The 17,443-nt window shown below is 65.9% G+C and carries 23 protein-coding genes; 10 read left to right on the top strand and 13 right to left on the bottom strand.

All coding sequences use genetic code 11. The features are described from left to right. The first annotated feature begins 518 nt into the window (after window positions 1-518). Complete coding sequence (locus IG98_RS0142125; RefSeq protein WP_030925822.1) at window positions 519-1,220, top strand: DUF6461 domain-containing protein; 702 nt, start codon at window positions 519-521, stop codon at window positions 1,218-1,220. A gap of 364 nt (window positions 1,221-1,584) precedes the next feature. Here IG98_RS0142125 and IG98_RS0142120 read toward each other — a convergent pair whose 3' ends face one another. Together IG98_RS0142120 and IG98_RS51630 are read right to left on the bottom strand one after the other, a co-directional pair. Then, window positions 1,585-2,412, bottom strand: a complete 828-nt coding sequence (locus IG98_RS0142120; RefSeq protein WP_030925820.1) for a hypothetical protein — start codon at window positions 2,410-2,412, stop codon at window positions 1,585-1,587. Between the two features lie 757 nt (window positions 2,413-3,169). Then, on the bottom strand, window positions 3,170-3,424 hold the full coding sequence (locus IG98_RS51630; protein ID WP_157594856.1) for a hypothetical protein: 255 nt from the start codon (window positions 3,422-3,424) through the stop codon (window positions 3,170-3,172). A 230-nt stretch (window positions 3,425-3,654) separates the two neighbouring features. Between IG98_RS51630 and IG98_RS51625 the strand changes: the two genes are divergently transcribed. Beyond that, window positions 3,655-3,855 carry a hypothetical protein gene (locus IG98_RS51625; RefSeq protein WP_157594855.1) on the top strand — a complete coding sequence of 67 codons (201 nt, stop codon included), beginning with the start codon at window positions 3,655-3,657 and terminating at the stop codon, window positions 3,853-3,855. Between the two features lie 11 nt (window positions 3,856-3,866). Here IG98_RS51625 and IG98_RS51620 read toward each other — a convergent pair whose 3' ends face one another. The 3 genes from IG98_RS51620 to IG98_RS0142085 all read right to left on the bottom strand — a co-directional run bounded on the left by IG98_RS51620 (window position 3,867) and on the right by IG98_RS0142085 (window position 5,954). Beyond that, window positions 3,867-4,109, bottom strand: coding sequence for a hypothetical protein (locus IG98_RS51620; protein WP_030925812.1), 243 nt, complete (start codon window positions 4,107-4,109; stop codon window positions 3,867-3,869). A 240-nt stretch (window positions 4,110-4,349) separates the two neighbouring features. Then, window positions 4,350-5,300 carry a DUF6461 domain-containing protein gene (locus IG98_RS51615; RefSeq protein ID WP_157594854.1) on the bottom strand — a complete coding sequence of 317 codons (951 nt, stop codon included), beginning with the start codon at window positions 5,298-5,300 and terminating at the stop codon, window positions 4,350-4,352. Window positions 5,301-5,315: 15 nt separating this feature from the next. Beyond that, window positions 5,316-5,954, bottom strand: coding sequence for a hypothetical protein (locus IG98_RS0142085; RefSeq protein ID WP_245651940.1), 639 nt, complete (start codon window positions 5,952-5,954; stop codon window positions 5,316-5,318). Window positions 5,955-6,769: 815 nt separating this feature from the next. On the opposite strand from IG98_RS0142085, the gene IG98_RS0142080 reads away from it, so the two are divergent. The 3 genes from IG98_RS0142080 to IG98_RS46065 all read left to right on the top strand — a co-directional run bounded on the left by IG98_RS0142080 (window position 6,770) and on the right by IG98_RS46065 (window position 8,570). After that, window positions 6,770-7,330: an RNA polymerase sigma factor gene (locus tag IG98_RS0142080; protein WP_030925805.1), complete on the top strand. Its 561-nt coding sequence runs from the start codon at window positions 6,770-6,772 to the stop codon at window positions 7,328-7,330. After that, entirely contained in the window at window positions 7,327-8,007 is a 681-nt protein-coding gene (locus IG98_RS47875) for a hypothetical protein (protein WP_051753659.1), read from the top strand. Before IG98_RS0142080 ends, IG98_RS47875 begins: the two co-directional genes overlap by 4 nt. Window positions 8,008-8,174: 167 nt before the next feature. After that, window positions 8,175-8,570 carry an enoyl-CoA hydratase/isomerase family protein gene (locus IG98_RS46065; RefSeq protein WP_030925801.1) on the top strand — a complete coding sequence of 132 codons (396 nt, stop codon included), beginning with the start codon at window positions 8,175-8,177 and terminating at the stop codon, window positions 8,568-8,570. A gap of 46 nt (window positions 8,571-8,616) precedes the next feature. Here the strand turns inward: IG98_RS46065 and IG98_RS0142065 are convergent, their stop codons facing one another. Continuing rightward, window positions 8,617-9,486, bottom strand: a complete 870-nt coding sequence (locus IG98_RS0142065; RefSeq protein WP_030925799.1) for a TIGR03619 family F420-dependent LLM class oxidoreductase — start codon at window positions 9,484-9,486, stop codon at window positions 8,617-8,619. 284 nt (window positions 9,487-9,770) lie between these two features. On the opposite strand from IG98_RS0142065, the gene IG98_RS0142060 reads away from it, so the two are divergent. After that, window positions 9,771-10,157, top strand: coding sequence for a TraR/DksA family transcriptional regulator (locus IG98_RS0142060; RefSeq protein ID WP_030925797.1), 387 nt, complete (start codon window positions 9,771-9,773; stop codon window positions 10,155-10,157). 12 nt (window positions 10,158-10,169) lie between these two features. On the opposite strand, the gene IG98_RS51610 is transcribed toward IG98_RS0142060, so the two are convergent. The 5 genes from IG98_RS51610 to IG98_RS51605 all read right to left on the bottom strand — a co-directional run bounded on the left by IG98_RS51610 (window position 10,170) and on the right by IG98_RS51605 (window position 12,993). Then, window positions 10,170-10,562, bottom strand: a complete 393-nt coding sequence (locus tag IG98_RS51610) for a histidine kinase (RefSeq protein ID WP_030925794.1) — start codon at window positions 10,560-10,562, stop codon at window positions 10,170-10,172. Window positions 10,563-10,817: 255 nt separating this feature from the next. After that, window positions 10,818-11,420, bottom strand: a complete 603-nt coding sequence (locus tag IG98_RS0142050) for an NUDIX domain-containing protein (protein ID WP_245651939.1) — start codon at window positions 11,418-11,420, stop codon at window positions 10,818-10,820. Window positions 11,421-11,589: 169 nt separating this feature from the next. Next, window positions 11,590-11,886 (bottom strand): hypothetical protein, encoded by a 297-nt coding sequence (locus IG98_RS0142045; protein WP_030925792.1) that lies wholly within the window; start codon window positions 11,884-11,886, stop codon window positions 11,590-11,592. After that, the gene (locus IG98_RS0142040; protein WP_030925791.1) at window positions 11,870-12,220 is read right to left on the bottom strand and encodes a hypothetical protein; all 351 of its coding nucleotides are present in this window, start codon (window positions 12,218-12,220) and stop codon (window positions 11,870-11,872) included. The genes IG98_RS0142045 and IG98_RS0142040 overlap by 17 nt, the downstream gene beginning before the upstream one ends. Beyond that, on the bottom strand, window positions 12,217-12,993 hold the full coding sequence (locus IG98_RS51605) for a hypothetical protein (RefSeq protein WP_157594853.1): 777 nt from the start codon (window positions 12,991-12,993) through the stop codon (window positions 12,217-12,219). The genes IG98_RS0142040 and IG98_RS51605 overlap by 4 nt, the downstream gene beginning before the upstream one ends. A gap of 448 nt (window positions 12,994-13,441) precedes the next feature. On the opposite strand from IG98_RS51605, the gene IG98_RS51600 reads away from it, so the two are divergent. After that, on the top strand, window positions 13,442-13,642 hold the full coding sequence (locus tag IG98_RS51600) for a hypothetical protein (protein ID WP_157594852.1): 201 nt from the start codon (window positions 13,442-13,444) through the stop codon (window positions 13,640-13,642). Window positions 13,643-14,104: 462 nt separating this feature from the next. Here IG98_RS51600 and IG98_RS51595 read toward each other — a convergent pair whose 3' ends face one another. Then, window positions 14,105-14,431, bottom strand: coding sequence for a hypothetical protein (locus IG98_RS51595; RefSeq protein ID WP_157594851.1), 327 nt, complete (start codon window positions 14,429-14,431; stop codon window positions 14,105-14,107). Between the two features lie 106 nt (window positions 14,432-14,537). Between IG98_RS51595 and IG98_RS0142030 the strand changes: the two genes are divergently transcribed. Together IG98_RS0142030 and IG98_RS0142025 are read left to right on the top strand one after the other, a co-directional pair. Further along, window positions 14,538-14,831 carry a GntR family transcriptional regulator gene (locus tag IG98_RS0142030; protein ID WP_030925789.1) on the top strand — a complete coding sequence of 98 codons (294 nt, stop codon included), beginning with the start codon at window positions 14,538-14,540 and terminating at the stop codon, window positions 14,829-14,831. Between the two features lie 33 nt (window positions 14,832-14,864). Beyond that, window positions 14,865-15,173 (top strand): GntR family transcriptional regulator, encoded by a 309-nt coding sequence (locus IG98_RS0142025; RefSeq protein ID WP_084196052.1) that lies wholly within the window; start codon window positions 14,865-14,867, stop codon window positions 15,171-15,173. 297 nt (window positions 15,174-15,470) lie between these two features. On the opposite strand, the gene IG98_RS0142020 is transcribed toward IG98_RS0142025, so the two are convergent. Then, window positions 15,471-16,475: a hypothetical protein gene (locus IG98_RS0142020; RefSeq protein WP_157594850.1), complete on the bottom strand. Its 1,005-nt coding sequence runs from the start codon at window positions 16,473-16,475 to the stop codon at window positions 15,471-15,473. A 506-nt stretch (window positions 16,476-16,981) separates the two neighbouring features. Between IG98_RS0142020 and IG98_RS54535 the strand changes: the two genes are divergently transcribed. Further along, a complete protein-coding gene (locus IG98_RS54535; RefSeq protein WP_342666899.1) occupies window positions 16,982-17,359 on the top strand; it encodes a DUF6461 domain-containing protein in 378 nt (125 codons plus the stop codon). The last annotated feature ends 84 nt before the right edge of the window (window positions 17,360-17,443 follow it).

Genomic DNA, 17,443 nt, shown 5'->3' with positions numbered 1-17,443 from the left:
CATACAGCAACATCGCCTTACACGATCACACGTCACCGGCCCGTATCCACCGCCTGACCAGGCCGGGACGCCGCTGACGAGGCATCCGCCCTTCCCTACGGATCAGAAGGTTGGGGTTTCGAGTACCGTCGACGGCGGGTGAAAACTGACCCCGTGGCGACGCCAGGGGGTCAAGATTCAGACGTCGTTGACAAGTACCTCCGGCCGTACAGCAGCAAGAAGGCCTCTGCGCAGGGATTATCCGCTCAGGGGCCTTCTTCTTTTCTTAGTCGTTCGGGGCCCTTGCTAACACCCTTGCTAACAGGGGGGCTCACCGCTCTTGCGGTGCCTTCTCTCATGATGAAGCCGAACCGACCGGCCGTCCCGGCACGCATCCGGTCGCGAGAACCGCGGCATGGCGTTGATCACGGAACTGTCGGGGATGTCTGCTTGAGTCGCCCTAGGAACGAGCACTGAGCGGGCAGGGAGCGGGAATGCGGCGGTCGGAGCGTCTTTGGCACCTTGTCCGGTCCTACGGCATGGGTGAGTGGTTCACGGCCGCGTGGGTGGAGGGTCTGGAGGTGTGGGAGGCCGCCCGGCGCCTGGGGGTGTCGGTCGCGGATGTGGACGACGCGGTCGAGTGCACCTGGGCGGACGTCCTGCGCGGGCGGCCTTCCGACGGTGATTCGGGGGTCGTCTGGGCCGGTCGGTTGACGGCGGACTGGACACAGATCATCCAGGTGCGGGGCTTCGACTGCCACGGGGCTCTGCGGGAGCTCTCGTACGGCGGGCGGGCGCTGCTGGTGAGCTGGGACATCAACGGGCCGCGTGATCTCGAATACGTGGTCAACGGTCACTACGTGACGGACTTCAACGTCACCGTCCCCGGAAAGCGCTGGGGAAGTGATCCTCACGCGCTCGACTCCTACGCGCAGGGGTTGCTTTTCGACCTGGACGACTCTGGCTGGGAGAACGATCCCGAACTGCCAGCGGGGTGGCTGGAGTACTGCGCGTGGGAGGAGACCCGGACGGAGAGCGAACAGGACTACGGGGAGGAGGCCATCCCCGACGAGTGGGGGGACTTCATCGGGCTTGTCCACAACGGATACAGCCCGCCCATGGCGACCTGCCTCACGTCGGCCCTGGCGCTTGTCGGCAGGGTGACGGGCAGGGAGATCGACAGGGAGTGGATGGACGGGGCCCACACCCGCTACGTGATCCGCGATCAGCACAACGGCTGAGGACAACGTCCCGCCTCAGCGGAAAGCCCCTGGACAGGTACGCCGTCTCAGGGGCTTTTCAGTGTCTTGATCTGATGCGTTGGCCGTCGATGCTGCCGGCGGTACAGCGCGTCACCGCTATTCGCCCATTACCTTGGCAAAGACGTCGGCGGCCGAGGCTTCCGCCGCCCGGATCACGTGGGCGTAGACGCGGAGTGTAATGGACGGGTCGGCGTGGCCGATTCGGGCGGCGCGGAGATCAACTCATACACCACTTCGCTGGACGTGACCGATTAGTTCCCCTGCTCCTCTGAAGGGGACGCCGCTCAGGCAGGAAGGATGTACACGGGTTTGCCCGCCGACGTCGGTTCCTTCTTGGCGCAGCTTAGAAGGGGCCGCTCTCCGGATAGCCAGCCTTTATGGCGGCCTTGCGGATCTTCGCGTTGAGTTTCTTCTCGCTTATGACCTTGCCGGCCGCCGGTGCAGCGATCTTCACCTTGGCGCCCCAGTCCGAATACTTGATATCGGTGTGGAAGACCATCTGGTCATAGGCCGCGGTGTCGCCGTCCGGGTAGGCCGTCGTGTCGACGACCGTGCGGGTGAGCAGGTTGTGTTCATCGAAGTACAGGTGGAACTCGACGTTGCCTTCCCCCGCGGACTTGTCGTGCTGGAAGTCAGCGAGTGTGGCGGTGCCCTGATATTGGCCGGTCGCTACTTCTGATGCGTTGTCCAGCATGAACCGCAGCTCCGCTGGAGTGACACCCATGTTGAGGACAGCGTTTTCGCGCCCACTGGCCTTCGACTGGATCCAGGAACGACCGGAAGGAAGCACCTTGGCGATGCCGGCGTTGGTCACGTAGGCGTTTCTGCCCTCAGCGATGACCCGGTAGGGAGGGTTGGGCCCTTTCTGGCGTGAGGACATGCGGACACGGAGGTCGGCAGCCGCTACGTTGCCTTTGTCGAAAGCCAGGGTGCCGACCGTGCGGGTGCTCACCTGTACCTGCATAGCCTGGTCGTCGACGGTGAAATCGAGGGTGATGCCGCTTGATTCGGTGATCTTTACGCCTTTGCCCGGGACCTGCTGGGCCTTCAGGGCTTTCACCGGGTCCACTGGAGCGGCCTGCACGGATGCGACGGATGCCGCCTGAGCGGGTACGGCCACCGCGCACACGGCCGCGGCCGTTGCCACGAGGCCTGCGAAGAAGAGCTTCATCAGCGTCCTTGCTTGGGGGATATAGCAGGGAAAAGAGTAAGCGGGTGGTGTTGGCGAGATAAGGGATGTCTTGTAACGATCCTGTGCAGGCCGGTGATCCCAACTGGTGATAGCCCTCAATGAAGGCGGGCGCGGTAGTCCTTGCGTCCGCTTTTGTATTTTCGGATGGGTTCCCGCGTTCCAGGGTGCAGAACATCACTGATCCGGCGCATGGCGATTTCGTCATGCCCTACAAGGCACTTCTCGTAGGTGCGGTGCAGGACTTCCACGCTGTTGCCTACCCACTCGGCCACCTGCTTCGGTGAGACGCCAGCGTTGAGCCATGCGGACAGGCAGACATGCCGAAGGCCGTACGGGCGCGGCCAGTGGCGAGGAGTAATCCTGGGCGCTCAGGACCAGCTCTCGGGCCTTCTGCCAGATACGGAGGACGCGAGCACGTCCCCGCGCGTTCCGTAGAACAAGCGTCTTCCAGGCCCGGCGCCCTGCGCGATGGCAATACATGCTTTCGGCGAACCCGGTAACGGCTCTACCGTGCCCCCCCGGTACGGCTCTACCGTGCTCAGGCAGCCGAGAAAGCGGTCCGTACTTTTTGGAGCGGTGCGAAGGGTGCTAGTGGCGCGAACCAAGTATTCACAAAGCAGGATGATCAGGTTTTCAAGGAGTCTGGAAACACCTCACGGAGTGGCACCGTGCAAACCGGGGCACGTCAGCACAGGGGAAACAACGCTGTCGGCCGGGGCGACGTGGCCGCCTTTCGTCAGACGGTCCGGCGTCCGCTGTCAGCGATCCTCAGACGTCCGTGATCTCCAGAAAGGCATCGCTCATGCAAATCGAAAAGGCCAAAATCGTTGAGCTCCTCCGGTCCCGCGGCGACAACGCCCTGGCGCAGCAAGCCGACAAGAGCCTGCCCCCGCAGATCGATACCGACCAGCACGCGGAACAGCTGTCCAAGCTCGGTTTGAACCCCCAAGACCTTCTCGGCAAACTTGGTGGCCTCGGCGGCCTCGGTCAATAACCCTGGGGCTGGGGCGACTCAATAGCATGATCGCTCCTCAATGTGACCCCAGGCCAATCCGATACGCTTCTGGTCTTCGGGCCAACGCCTGGTCAACAGCATGACGTGAGGATGTTGGATCTTCCCCTGCGGATCAGAAGGTCGGGGTTTCGAGGACCTCCGGCCGCACACCTGCAAGAAAGCCCTTGAACAGGCATTACGTCATCAGGGGCCTTCTTGCTAACGGGGTGTCTTTCTTACTCGCCGACGGCATCCGCGAAGACATCAGCCGCGGAGGCTTCCGCCGCTCGGATCACGTGGGCATGGACGCGGAGCGTGATGGACGGGGCGGCATGGCCGAGCCGGGCGGCGACGACGTGGACGGGGACGCCCGCCAGAGCAGAGGCGGCCGAGCCGGTGATGGTGATCTGCTTGTCGTCTCCCCGTAATGAAGAGATCGCTACAGCAGTCGAGGTTCTTCTGCCTTGGCGGAGGGTGCTCGCTTCCGGAAAGTGGTCGCGATGACGAACAGCGCCGCGACGAGCAGATGCCACCGGATCATCATGGTCGCGTCCAGGTGGAGTTCGTCTCTGAGGGTTGCGCCGTCCAGGAGGATGAGAACCGCCACGAATCCTTCGAAGGCGGCGAGGGCGAGGAGCGCTCCGACTCCCAGGGTGACGTTCGCGGAAGTGGTGTACGGCACAGATCACACGCCACCAACCCGCATCTACCGCCTGAGCGGGGCGAGACGCCGCTGACGAGGCATCCGCCCTTCCCTGCGGATCAGAAGGTTAAGGTTCGAGCCCTCTCGGCCGCGCAGCAGCTCAAAGGCCACTCCCAACCATCGGAAGTGGCCTTTGTGGTTTCCGTAGAGCAAGGTGGGCAACCGCCGTATACGGCGAGGCGGCTGGCGTCCCCTGTCGAATGGCCGCATCGAGGACGGTCAGTAGTACTCCGGCATGACTCCGACCAGGGTGGGATCGGCGTCGTCGTCAGGCAGTTTCACGCCGGTGACGATCTGGGCGAGCTCGGCGGCTTTGACCAGATCGCCGTCCGTCTCCATGTCCAGCTCGCGCATGTGCCGCAGCAAGCGGTCGGGGTCCTTGCCGGAGCGGCTGTCGGGCTGGTCGGGCTCGAACGAGGTGACGACCACGCCGTCCTCGGCGTACACGAACTGCTGATCCAGATTGACGTTGTAGAAGACCGTGGCCGCCACGGTGTCCTTGGACAGACGTGCGATCACCTCCTCCAGGGTCCCGGCGAAGCCGTTCGGCTCGGCCAGCACGACTCCCCCGTCGACCTCGAAGGCTGAGATCTCACCTTCCTCCCCGTCGGCTTCAGCTTCAGGGCTGATCGTGGCACCCACGCGGAGGATGGCCTCCTCCGCAGAGAGATCGCGGACGTAGGTGACAGACACGGCGTCACCTTCGAACCAGTCGTTCATCTGCTGCCCTTCTCGGAAAACGGTGCTGTGATCATCGCACTCCGCTACGGGGATACTCATCAGGTGCCATTCCGTATACCTGGTGAAAACGCCAGGTCGCTGTCTCTGCTTCTCGTCTCGATTGACCCGATCGAACGGCTTCTGGTGTTCCGGCCTGATGCGGGCAGGCCGTTGCTCTGTGAGGACTGGTAACTCCTCGCCGGCCTGACCGTCTCGGTGGTCGATGGTCCCGGTGACGCCGTGGACGCTGCCGGTGGTGCGGTCGTGCTGATCGTCGACTCGCACGGTGCGGTGGATGATTGAGCGGTCCTGGCCGGTGACGGAAAGGCCCGGGGCGGATTCGTGCCCGCGGTTCAGCGGGCCAGTTGACCGCCGAGCGGCAACACCGGCATACCGTTCAACTGGCAGTGGTGGAAGACCTGTATCGAGCTCGCCGACGCGATCTTCCATGATCGCCAGAGTTCCTCAGGTGTTCTTGGCGTCCGTTGGAATGGGCGTGTTCTGCATGCGGGCGTACTCCAGCAGGTCGTCTTCGTCGATGACCTCGTCGGTGGGCGGGGCGGTGATGACGAGATGGCATCCCCAGTCGGTGTAGCGCGTGTCGCTCCGCTTGACCAGCGGTTCTTTGCCCCCTCCCGCGGTGTCGGCGGTGACCAGGCGCTTGGGCAGACCGTCACGGCCGGTCCAGAGTCGCCAGGAGACCTTCCCCTTGCTCTTCTTGCCGATGGGCTTCCCCGAGGTCCAGGCGATGGGGGTGCTCTTGGAAACCCTGCTCAGCTCCTGGTAACTCATGGTGCCCCGGTAGAGGAAACCGCCGGAGACGGGCTTGCTCGCCGAGCGCTTCAGCACGGCCCTCATCATGGACGAGTCGTATATGTCGATCGGCTGCAGGCTGGCGGCCCGGGCCATGTCCCGGTTCATGCGTCCCCTGTGCTTGTCCGGGAACCGGACCCACTTCTTGCCATCCGGAACCGGTCCGGGGTATCGGTCAGCGTCGTCGTACACGTCCTTACCGACGCGGATCACCCGGTAGGGGTTCGACTTCTTGGACGGGAGCCCCTTCTTCGGCTTTGAAAGGTCCCACCAGGTGAAATCCGCAGCCACCGGACCCGATGGGGCGAACTGGAGACGACCGCTGATCCAGATCCCATTCCCGGAGACCGTCGACTTCTTGCCGAAGAAGAAGCGGTTGGTCTCGGAAATCCGAACGCCGTGCTCATGTCGGAACTGTTGCTTGAGCGCGCGCACCGGATCCGGAGCGCCTACCTGCGCGGCGGCGGGACTCATGGCGGCCGGCACGGATGCGATCAGTACGGCGACTGCTAGGGCAGCGCATCGTCTCATAGAGCACTCGTCCTTTTTAAGCCTTTTGGGGCATTGAGCGGAAAAGTGAAGTTCAGTTGAGATGGTAACGGTTACATCCTGCCTGCTTCGGCGTTCGGCCCTGTGCCTTTTCTTCATGGTGGGCCTTCGTGACGGGCGGCAGCGCCGAGCACATGCGCGATATACGAGAGGCACCCAGTCGCCCAGCCGGACGTAGGGTGTTTTCTCGCTGGAGAGCGGTACGTCAGGAATCGAGGGCATCCGCCGACCTGGTACCGGCCTGTTCGAGATCGCTGCCCGATGTTCTGGACGCGCCGTGCAAGCGGATCTTACGGCTACCCCGCGGCCGCCAGAGAGCGCCGACGTCGCTCCACAAGGACGAGACGGACGACGATACTCGCGGCGGCCGTCACCCACACGACCGTCTTCCCTATGGTCTCGACCACCTTGTTTCTGCCCGCCAGGAGGACAGGGGGCCGCCATTGCTCATGGTTTCCGCCTCCTAGCGGAAACATCTGGCCCTATCTGTCTGCTCTCATAACGTTTTCCGGGCTGCCGACCAAGAAGGGGTGTAATCGACGAAGGGAGCACGGCCGGTGCGTCGCAGACAGGCGAACATCGCTACGGACCCGGAGGCTTTTGAAGCCTTCTACCGGCGCCACGTCGACGCGATCACGTGGTTCCTCGCCCGCAGGGTCGATGATCCGCACACGGTCGCCGACCTGGTGGCGGAGGTTTTCGTCGCGGTGCTCGACTCCGCGCACACCTACCGGCCCGGACTCGGTAGCGAGATCGCGTGGTTGTACGGCGTGGCTCGCAACACCCTCTCGGCCGAGCGGCGGCGGGCGTTCAAGGAAACGAAGCTGGCCGATCGGGTAGGCGGACGAAGGCCGCTCGACTCCGACGACGTCGCCCAGCTCGAAGAGCGGATCGACGCGGAGAGCGTGGCCAGGCGGGCCTTCCAGGCCATGGCCGGACTACCGGACGGTGATCGCGCGATGCTCGAACTGGTCGGCATCGACCAGCTAACGATCAGCGAGGCGGCCGTCGCTCTGGGCATCCGGCAGGGGGCCGCCAGGGCCAGGCTGCATCGCGCCCGCCGCGCGCTCAGGAACGTGCCGGGGATAGCCCCCTTCGTCATGGAAGGAATGCGATGAAATTCAAGGAGCACGTGCTGATGGAACTCAAAGCCGAGATCGTCGCCCGGAACAAGGCTCGACGCCTGCTCGTCAAGCGGCGCCTGCTCGCCGGAGCGGCGGTGGCGGGGATCGCGGCGGCGGCGGCCGTCGCGGTGCCGTTCCTGAACGGGGCGGGGACCCCGGCCTACGCGGTCACCAAAAACACCGATGGCACGATCACCCTGAAGATCAACGAGTTCAGGGACCCCGCCCAGGTGGAGAAGGACCTGGCGGCACTCGGTCTGACCGCCGACGTCTCCTACGTCAAGCCCGGCACCCGGTGTGCCCCCGACCGCGGCCCCACCGACGCCGGCCCCTCGTTCTCCAAGGAGGAGCTCAGCAGCAAGGATCCCGAGGTCCGGAAGAGGATGAGGGAAGCCATCGAAAACTCGCCGAACGGCAAGGCCTTCAGGATGGGCCATGGCGAGGTGCGGATCAATCCTCAGTACATCAAGCCAGGGCAGACAGCCGTCATGGAGTTCACCGAGAACGAGGACCAGACCTCGGGCCCGGAGAAGCCCAGAGCCCTGTGGCAGTTCGGCGGCTACCTCGTCACCGGTCCGGTCAAGCCCTGCAAGATCGTCGACGACCCGTCCTGGAGCAAGATGCCCGACCCCAGGACGAACCCCGAGGCATACCCGCCGCCCGGTAGCTGACCCTCGCCGGGCAGCCGCCACGATCAAGTATCCGTCCCGGTCGCGGTCGGCTTCTGAAGCATGCGGGCCTGGCCCTTCGTTCTGCCATCCGCTGCGGGGATCGCAGAAGCGGAGCAGCGCTCCATATGATTCGGAGCACTGCTCCGCTAACCCGGAGGTGGTTTGAGATGACCAAGGAAATGGACGACTGGCATGCCCGCGAAGGCGGCTACGTGCGGCGCCCGAGCTTCGAGGAGTACGCCGACTACTTCGTCATGACACGGTGTGCGGCGATCAACGGGCCCAGCGTCGCACACACCGAGTTCGCGCTGCTCTGCGACATCACGCTGGCCGCCGAGAGTGCGACCATCGTGGACCCGCACCTGCTGGCCGGGGTCGCGCCGGGCGACGGCCAGCAGCTGACCCTGCAGGAGTTGATCGGTACCAAGCGGGCCGCCTACCACCTCTACACCGGCAAGCCGATCGGCGCCCAGGAGGCGCTGACCCTCGGGCCGGTGAACGAGGTCCTGGCCGGTGACCGGCTGCTGCCCCGGGCCTGGGAGCTCGCCGAGACGGCCGAGTGATTTCCGGCAGGTCCGGCCCGTGCGGTGCCGGTGACGTTAGGCCGGATTAGCTGGGGAGGTGTTCGAGGAGGGCGAACCGCTGGGCGAACGCGGACAGCTCCTCGCGTTGCCGGTCCGGTTCGGTGGCGGTGGCACTTACGACGATGCGGGTCACGCCTTGCGCGGCGAATGCCTCGACCTGGTCGATGGTCATGTCGATCGGCCCCGATCGCGTGTACTCCAGCGTTTCCGGGTTCCGGCCGGCCTCGATGGCGGCCGACCGGGCGAGGTCCAGCTGGATGGCGCGTTCGTTCGGATCGAGCGCGCCGCCAGGGAAGTAGCCGTCGCCGCGTCGCCCGGCGCGGCGTGCGGCCGCCCGGCTCGATCCGCCGATGTGGATCGGCAGGTGGGTGACCCCATGGGGCTTTGGGAACTGGCACAGGTCATCGAAGGTGAAGAACTCCCCGGCGAAGCTGACACCGTCTTCGCCGCCGGCCCAGAGCAGCCGCATCACGTCGATCGCCTCGTCGGCACGACGGCCACGGGTGCTGAAGTCGACCCCCACCGCCTGAGCCTCACCGGGCAGGGCACCGAGCCCCACGGTCAGCAGCCGCATCCGCCCTTTGGACAGCACGTCGATGGTCGCCAGACGCTTGGCGAGGACCACCGGATGGTGGTACGGCAGCAGCAGCACCCCCGTTCCGAGCAGGATCCGGTGGGTGGCCGCGGCGACGAAGCTCAGGCAATCGAGCGGATCGAAGTACGGCAGCGACGGCGGGAGCTCGAAGCGGCCGACCATCGCACCGGGATACAGCGCGATGTGCTCGGGAACATACAGCGACTCGAAGCCGCAGTCCTCGGCATGCCGGGCGTAGGCCACGATCCTGTCGGGGTCGATGCCGTGGTAGGGCGTGCTGTAGCTGACTGCGAACTTCATCGTCACTCCTCCGGCTGGTCAGCCGATGCGATGGATGGGCAGTCGCCGGTACTGCGGCGCTCACCATGCGTCGACGACCTTCCCCACTCGCCTGTCGCAGCCACGGTAGAACCTTGTCATTGGCGTCAAGGCAACTTGCGCCCGGTCACGATGGTGGGAGGCGGACGATCTGGCCGTACCGTGAAAGTCGAGGTCGATCCACCTGTGAACAGGTGCTCCGCCACCGGTCCCCCGAACCGGCAGAAAGGCGGAGAGTAACCTGGTCAGGAAGGTGAGGGACCGTGATGACCGAAGACCATCGGGACGCCGCGCTTTCCCCCTCGGAGCGGGTGGCCATGCGAGAACTGCTCGACGAGGACCGTCGGAAGACCACGGCCCGGATCGCCATGCTGAGCCGCGACCGGGACGAGATCATCGAATCGTCGGCGCTGACGGCCCCCGACGACGAGCACGACCCCGAGGGAACGTCCACCGCCTTCGAGCGGGCCCACATCCAGTCCCTCCTCGGTCAGGCACTGGAACGCCTCGCCGACCTGGACCTCGCCGACGAGCGGTTACACGATGGCACCTACGGGATCTGCGCGAGCTGCGGGCAACGCATCGCGATCGAGCGCCTGATGGTCCTGCCGGCTACCAACGTCTGCGTCACCTGCGCCTCCGGCCGGCGCTGACCCACGCCGCCGTCACGACCCCTCGTCCGGCGGCGAGATGCGGGCGCTGTCGGCTTCGCGGGCCATCGCCCTCCTGAGCACGCCGAGCAGCCGGCGGAGCTGCACCATCGCGTCGCGCCCCGAGGCGGCGATCGCGTCGAACGTGGCCTCGGCCCGGTCGGGATCGCTGCGCACCACGACCGGCCCGGCCTCGGCCTGGACGACCATGAGGCTGACCGAGTGGGCCAGGATGTCGTGCATGTCCCTGGCGATGCGTGCCCGCTCGCGTTCCGCGGCCCGCTCGGCCTCGACCTGGCGTTCGCGCTGGAGCTGGGCGGCCCGCTCCTCCAGCGCGGCGGCGTGGTTCCTGGAGACGGCCGCGGCCCGGCCGGCGGCGTAGGCGGCGAACAGTACGACGCCGCGCACCGCCGTGTCGGACGATCCGGTGAACGCGAGCCCGCCGGCAGGTCGCTGACCGGCGCGTGGTCGGCGGGCTCTTCCAGGTGGACGCTGCCCCAGCAGAAGAACATGCCCGCATGGTCGGTCCACACGGTCAACTCGGCACTGATCACGAGCCGGAGCCGGCCTTCGTCGTAGGTGGCTGTGAACGAGTCTGATGGCCCCAGTTGACGATATTCGAGGCCCGACCTGGATTGGCCGCAGGACTCGCGGAGAGGACGGCTACCAGGCGAGGGCAGCCATGAGTTTGCTGGTGAACCGGTGCATGTGGGGGTCGAGCGTGTCCCCGGGCTCAGCGAGGACCTGATGCAGCGGCAGCCACCTGATCGCTTCGAATTCATCCTCGTCGAAGGAGGTGATGTCGCCTGCCTCAGACTGCAGGACGTACCACAATGACACGTCAGTGTGCTGTCCCTGCCCGCGTGTTCGGGTAACGGTCAGGAAGAACGGGTTCTTTCCGGAGACCGCCGACGGGACGGCCTTGGTGTGCAGTTCCTCTCCGCACTCGCGCAGAACTGTGTCCCACGGGTCCTCCATCGGCTCGACGTGGCCGCCGCTGGGAAGCCACAGGCCGGCCTTGCGATGGGCGACGAGCAGAAGCTCCGCGCGGGCCTCGTCGAGAGCCACGAAGTAACTGACCAGGTGCATCGGCGGAACATCGGGCTTCTGCGTTCGATACAGCGGAGCTCCGCTTGCGATCCACTCCGCTGCCGTGGCGAGGTGCGCGCGCTCCTGCTTATCCCAGGTGCCAACGCCCTCCAGCAACTCTGTCAGCCGAGTACGAAGAGGCTGGTCAGGAACGTCTGAGGCATCAATGGCAATCACGTCCCTCATGATGGCAAGGAGCTATGACATCCTGACCGCCCCTGGGGCCACTTCTGACGAACACTCAATCCCCCGACGTAGGAGATCTCGGGGTTGTGCAGCTCGGTGCGGAGGCTTCGCAGGGCGGCGATGGCACCGGTCCGCCTCGGTCGGGTGCCGTGGGGTGGGATCACGGCCGGGTCCTTTCGTCCTGGGCTGGTGGCGGGGGGTCGGGGCTCGGTCCCGGTGGTGGATCCGGGGGAGCGTCCTCGGCGGGGGTCTGCTGGAGTTCGAGGTCTATCTGTTGCATGCGGTCCCACAGTTCGGACGCGGTGCGTCCGTGGGTGGTACGGCAGCGGGCCGGGTCGCTGCATTCCCAGGCCTCGAAGCGCCGGTGTCTCAGGCTCCACATGACGAACCAGGTGGGTGCCTGCTCCTGTACCTGCTGGGCGACTCGTGCCGCCTCCTCGTCAGCGCGGGTCGACATGCTCGGCCCGGATAGGGTCGGTCATCCTCGGTAGCTCGCGGTCCAGCAGTGAGGTGGGGGGACGGGTGCGCAGGATGGCGTAGTGCTCGGCGAGCTGTTCGGCGGCCATGGTCGGCGTCGGCTCGGAGCTGAGCAGGGGTGCTCCGGAGCGACCGAGTTCGGGGCTGGTCCACCAGAAGTTCTCACCGTCGGTGTAGGCGAGCAGTCCTCGGTAGATGGACACGATGGCGTTGCCGGAGTTCAGCTCGTGGACGTCGGCCGAGATGCCGTGGGTACGGCCCAGCTCGGCGGCCAGCTCTTCGGCGCGCAGCCGGGCGGTGGGGGTGTTGTTCATGCCGCGGTCTCCCACCGGTGGGGCTGCTGCCGGTACGGGTCGTGGCGTCGGGGCGGGAAGGCGTCCGGCGAGTGGCTCCGGCCGGGGGCGGGGGACCCCGGCCGGAGGGTCTGGTGCTGCTGCTCGGGAGGGTCCGGCAGCGGGGTGAGCGGTGGCCGGGTGGTCGGTTTCTGGCTGATGCTCGGGGGTGGGGCGCCGCGCTCGTGCGTAGGGGTCGCGGTATGGGCTGCGGTGTGGGCTCGCCGTAGGGTGAGCGGTTCCTGGCTTGGGGGTGGGGCGCCGCGCTCGTGCGTAGGGGCTGAGGTGTGGGCCACGGTATGGGCTGCGAGGCGGGCTCTTCGTAGGGAGAGGGGGTCGCGGGCGAGCGCCAGGCGGACCGCGCGATCCTGTCGCGTCTCGGTCACCCGGGATGGGATCCCACCCGGCGTCGGACGCCGTGCGTCCGTACGTCCGGCGGGCCGGGTACGCGACGGCGCCGCCTCGGGGTCGGCCTGGCGGGGTACGGGCGTCGGCTGCGCGGTGATCTCGCGGGCGGGTTCGAAGGTCGGCAGGGTCCGGCCGAGGTCGAGTCGGCGGCGTACCTCCAGGCGCTCGGCCATCAGGACAGCGGACGGCTGCGCGTAGTCGTGGTCGGAGCTTTGGCCGGGGCAGCCGTGCGCGTAGGGTGCGTGCCCGCAGGCGGCGCATCCCATCGGCAGGGGCGGGGAATCGGCGAAGCAGCCGCAGCCGCTCGCGGTGGTCCGTTCGAGAACCGGAGCATTAAGGTTATGCACGGGTCAGGAGTGCCTTCCTGGTCAAGGACCCGTCCGGACGTGGCAAGCGCCGGGCGGGTTCGCTTTTGTTTGGGTTGGTTGCGCATCCGGTAGCGGGAGGCGACGCTCATCGGCCTGGAGACGAGCACCGACGCTGGGTTCTTTTACATCGACTGTCTGAGAGTCGACGAGATCAGAGGGGTCTCCGGTCGGCCGTGGCAGGGATGCCGCTCTTGAGACGAGCCGCTACCTCTGCCGGGATCAGGTTCGGCCGCCACCGGGTGCCGCACTGTCGACAGCGGGCACCATCGGGGGTCCACTCCACCTGGTGGTGAAGGCAGTCCGCCCCGGTCGGGTAGCTGCGTGCGCACCGCTGCGCCGTGACCGAGGATTCATCCGCCGTCACGATCAGCGGCGCGTCCCCTTGGGAGCGTCCGCAGTGCGGGCACACCGGCGGCATCCTGTTCAATTGGCGCTCGATGCGGTGCTGTTCGCCGGTCAGCCGGAGGATTTCCTCGGCCGTTTCGGCGACCAGGTGCCCGGTAAGCCCGGCGAGCATCTCGTGTTCGGTCAGTACGCGTTCGGGGGTGCGGTGCGCGGAGAAGACACCCCACCCGCTCTGTTCGATCCGCCATCCCTCGATCACCGGTCCACCGGCCACCGCGGGTAAAGGCCAGGTCGGAGAATCTCGTTCGGACATCGTGTTCTCTCCCATCACGGGGATTGAGGCGTGACGGCGCCCCCCTCCCAGGGCCGGCGCCGCCACGCCCGTTCAAGGGACCACCAACCTGTTCTGCGACTACGGGGGAACGGTTGAACAGGGTGGTGATGAGGGAGGCATCCGAGGCGAACGAGCAGGAGACCGAGAGAAGGAACGTCGGCGGCCTCCACCAGCGACCACCACTCCCCAGGCGGCCAAGCTGGGTGACCTGCCCCCATACAAGGTCGACGCGGCGACACCCGTGCTCGTCGCTCCGTACCGGAGTGATCCGGAACGGCTGGTCACGATCACGCTCGAAGGCCAAGTGATCCCTGAGCCGGAGATCCTCCGCAGGCCGCACCAGCGCTCCGACCGTCACCCCGGGCGAACGAGGCGGCAGCATCAGCGACCCCGCGCCTCCGTCAGGTGTCGTCACGATGGATACACCGCCTTCGGCTCCGGCAGCGGATGAATCTGCCGCAACTCCGCATACCGCAGGGCAATACGATGCGCGGCCCGGTCAGGCTCGACCAGCGGGGGACGGGCGTAGACGGGACGACGCTGGCGAGGGTTCCAGCCGGTACGCCACCAGAACTGATCCCCGCGACACCACACGATCAGATCAACCCAGACCGACACGAGCGCCAGCCCGTACCCGTCATGCACATCAGACAGGATTCCGTACTGGGTCAACGCTGCACGGAGCCCTTCGGCGGCCTCCAGCGGCCCCGGGGCTGGGTTGTCGCTTACCGATGCCATGGGATGAGAGTAACCAGACCTGTAAGTCCCTGTCTACTCCATGAAACTCCATGAAGCTACATGAGCCGCTGTGTAGGGCCGTGAAGTGCCTTTCTATGGTCGTAGCGTGGCCAGATACGTCGAGCACACGCGCACCTGGGAATTCGACGAGGACCGCTCCCGCTGGGAGCAGATCCTCGAAGTCCTCAACTCCCGGATCGACTCAGGGGAGTGGGGACCCAAGTTCAAGATCTCCGAAGTCAAGCTGATGGAGGAGTTCGGCGTCGCCCGCCCCACCATCCGCAAGGCCATGGAACGCCTCCGCGAAGCAGGCAAGATCTACACCGTCCCCAACCTCGGCAGCTTCGTCACCACCAACACCGAGGAAGACAGCTCACCTGAGACTACGGCGGACAAGTAGCCGGCCCCCGCTACGGGCTCCTACCGTGTGGTCATGACTGAGTTGCGGGATGATCTGCCCAGGTGGCGACAGGTGCGCGACATCATCATCAAGCGCATCGAGGCCGGCCAGTACAAGCCAGGCCAGCGAATCCCCTCGGTCGTCGACCTCACCCAAGAGTTCGGCATCGCCACCCAGACCGTACAAAAGGTCATGAACTCCCTGCGCAAGGACCGGTGGATCCGCACCGAACATGGCATGGGCAGCTTCGTCACCACCGCCGAGGAACGCACCGCAGGACCCGATGGGACCCCAGTAGCCACTACAGCCCCAAGCTCATCAGAGTCTGCTCACTCCGGATGAGATCTTTCGATACGTCTTTAAAGGCGATCCACCTTCGGCGTCTCGCCATGCGTCGGGCGATTGCTGGCCGCGCTGCGGCTCTCTGACCGGTCACGGCCAGCGCCGCCCACGTGTCAGCCGCCGCTGCGAACAACCCTAGATCAGAGCATGCTGCCCACCTGTACGCCTTCACCCGTGGCCTCGACCAGGGCCGGAAGACAGCCGTGGACGGTCCTGGACGATTGCGCCTTGGCTCGTAGTGAACCGCTCTGGGCGCAGGTGTTGCTCCGCGCCCCGTGGAATCCGTGCCGTTGGCTCCTACCGTGTCGGTGTGAAGGACGAGATGACCAGCCAGACGGTGGTGGCCGCGATCATGGTTGCGATGGCGAGATGCTTCGCCTGTCCGGGAATCGTGCCCTTCGATCGTTCGCGGATCATGTGTCGCGCCAGGCGGGCGGTTTCGGCCCAGGAGATCCGCTGCCGGGGGATCCAGGTGGCCGATGCGACGAGGACGGCCGCGAGAAGCAGCGGCCACCGGACTGAATCGACGAGAGATGTCTGGAAGTCGTCGTCGTACCAGCGGACGTACGACACGACGTCGAGGAGCGGGAAGAGGAGGAGAACCGCCGCGACCGCGGTGCCGGCTGACCGTTCCCAGCGGGTGGAAGCCGCTGCCGCCAACGCGACGAGAACGACCGGCAGGCCGATCCTGTCGGCATCGCAGGACCACTGGGCGAGGTCGTCCCAGAACGGCTCCGGAGCCTCGATGCGGGTGTAGAGGACCATGAAGAACCTGTCGTACGTGACTGTGAAGCGGTGGAATGCCCCCGTCCACGCCGCGGCGCCGACGGCGGTCGCCCACAGGATGATCCCGTGCCATCTTGGAGGCAGCGGTGACCGGGCCGTCAGGAGCAGTGCCCCCGTGGCCACCGGATAGCAGACGATCAAGGGCCAGGGTGGCACGGCCACCCGTTCCTGCCCGGTGCACGGGTCGGGACCCGGCAGGAGAAACCCGATGAGGAGCCCGAACGCGAGCACGGCGCCGACTGCGGCGACCGCCGTGAGCGTGGCCCGACGTGACCCGCGCAGGAGGAGACCCGCCACGACGACCGGCAGCAGGAGAACTGCCCAGAACAGCAGCTCTCCCGGCACATTCTCCAGCGCATAGGGCCCCTCCGGCAGGTCGGAGCCCGTCGCGGAACAGAACCAGCCGACGCTCTGCCTGCCGACTCCGAACATCATCAGGATCACCGGCCCTGACACCGCCAGAACCGCACCACAGCGCAGCACCGCTGCCCTCGGGGATCCGGGTTCCTGTGTCACGGCACCCTCCTCCGGAAAAGATCAACTCGGGCGAGGGTAACGGATGACCGTCGACTGAGCGGGAGGTCGGCTTTCTTCGGCCATCCCGCACTTCTGAGGTTCCCCCTGTAATCAGGCTCCCGGGATCGGCGCCGAACGCCCGCGCCACCGCGTCGAAGTCCGGCAGATTTGACCACGTCAGGCAGGTGGGGTCCTCGGCGAACCAGGCCGAGATGAGCGCACCGTGATGTCAAAGGTGGGCGTTATGCAGAGGGTGCCTGTCGCTGCAGGTCAGAAGCATGATCATGTGTCCTGTTAAGCTTTCGGATTCAGCACGTCTCTTCGGAAGAGAACCATCGAGAGGTTTCTGTGCCGGAATTCTCAGATAAGGCCGTGCAGGCGGTCGCTCGGGTCGATGCCCTCCACCAGTTGGGGGTCGTCGCCCAGTGGCGCCCCTGATCTCGCCATGTCACGCGCGGGCGGTATCCTCGCGGCTGCGATGACTGCACATTCGATGAGGTAAGGATGTGTCCCACCTGTCGTACGTGGCCGTGTCTTACGCATCTGGCCTTGTACGACGAGACGGAAGAAGGCTGCAGTCACCGAATTCCGGTCGCCGATGGAACGAGCCGTCAATCCGAGAGCGCGGCGACCGTGCGGCGACCACGGATGTTTACGCATGGTGGAGTCGGTCTGGATGGGCGCCCGCAGCGTTCTGCTTCACCTTCATAGCCGATCTCGCGCCTGAAGACGTGCTGCGTCGGCTGGGATTGACCGAAGATCCCGAAAAGGAAGGTTACGCCACCATCAAAGTCGGCCACGCTGCCGGTGGATCGATCATGGTGGAGGAGGGTCACGCCGGGATCTTGCGCGATGTGGTGCACGCCCTGTCGCTAGTGCCGTGACCGCATAGGTTCACCGGGTTGAAGTCGAACTGGTCCTCGTCGCCCGTGTGCCCCTGGCAGGATCTTGCCCATGTTCGAAGAGAA

It is taken from the genome of Streptosporangium amethystogenes (genome assembly GCF_000721075.1).
In the GTDB taxonomy this organism is placed as follows: Bacteria; Actinomycetota; Actinomycetes; order Streptosporangiales; family Streptosporangiaceae; genus Streptosporangium; species Streptosporangium amethystogenes.
The sequence above is the reverse complement of the archived record's forward strand: the minus strand, read 5'-3'. Positions and strand labels throughout refer to the sequence as shown.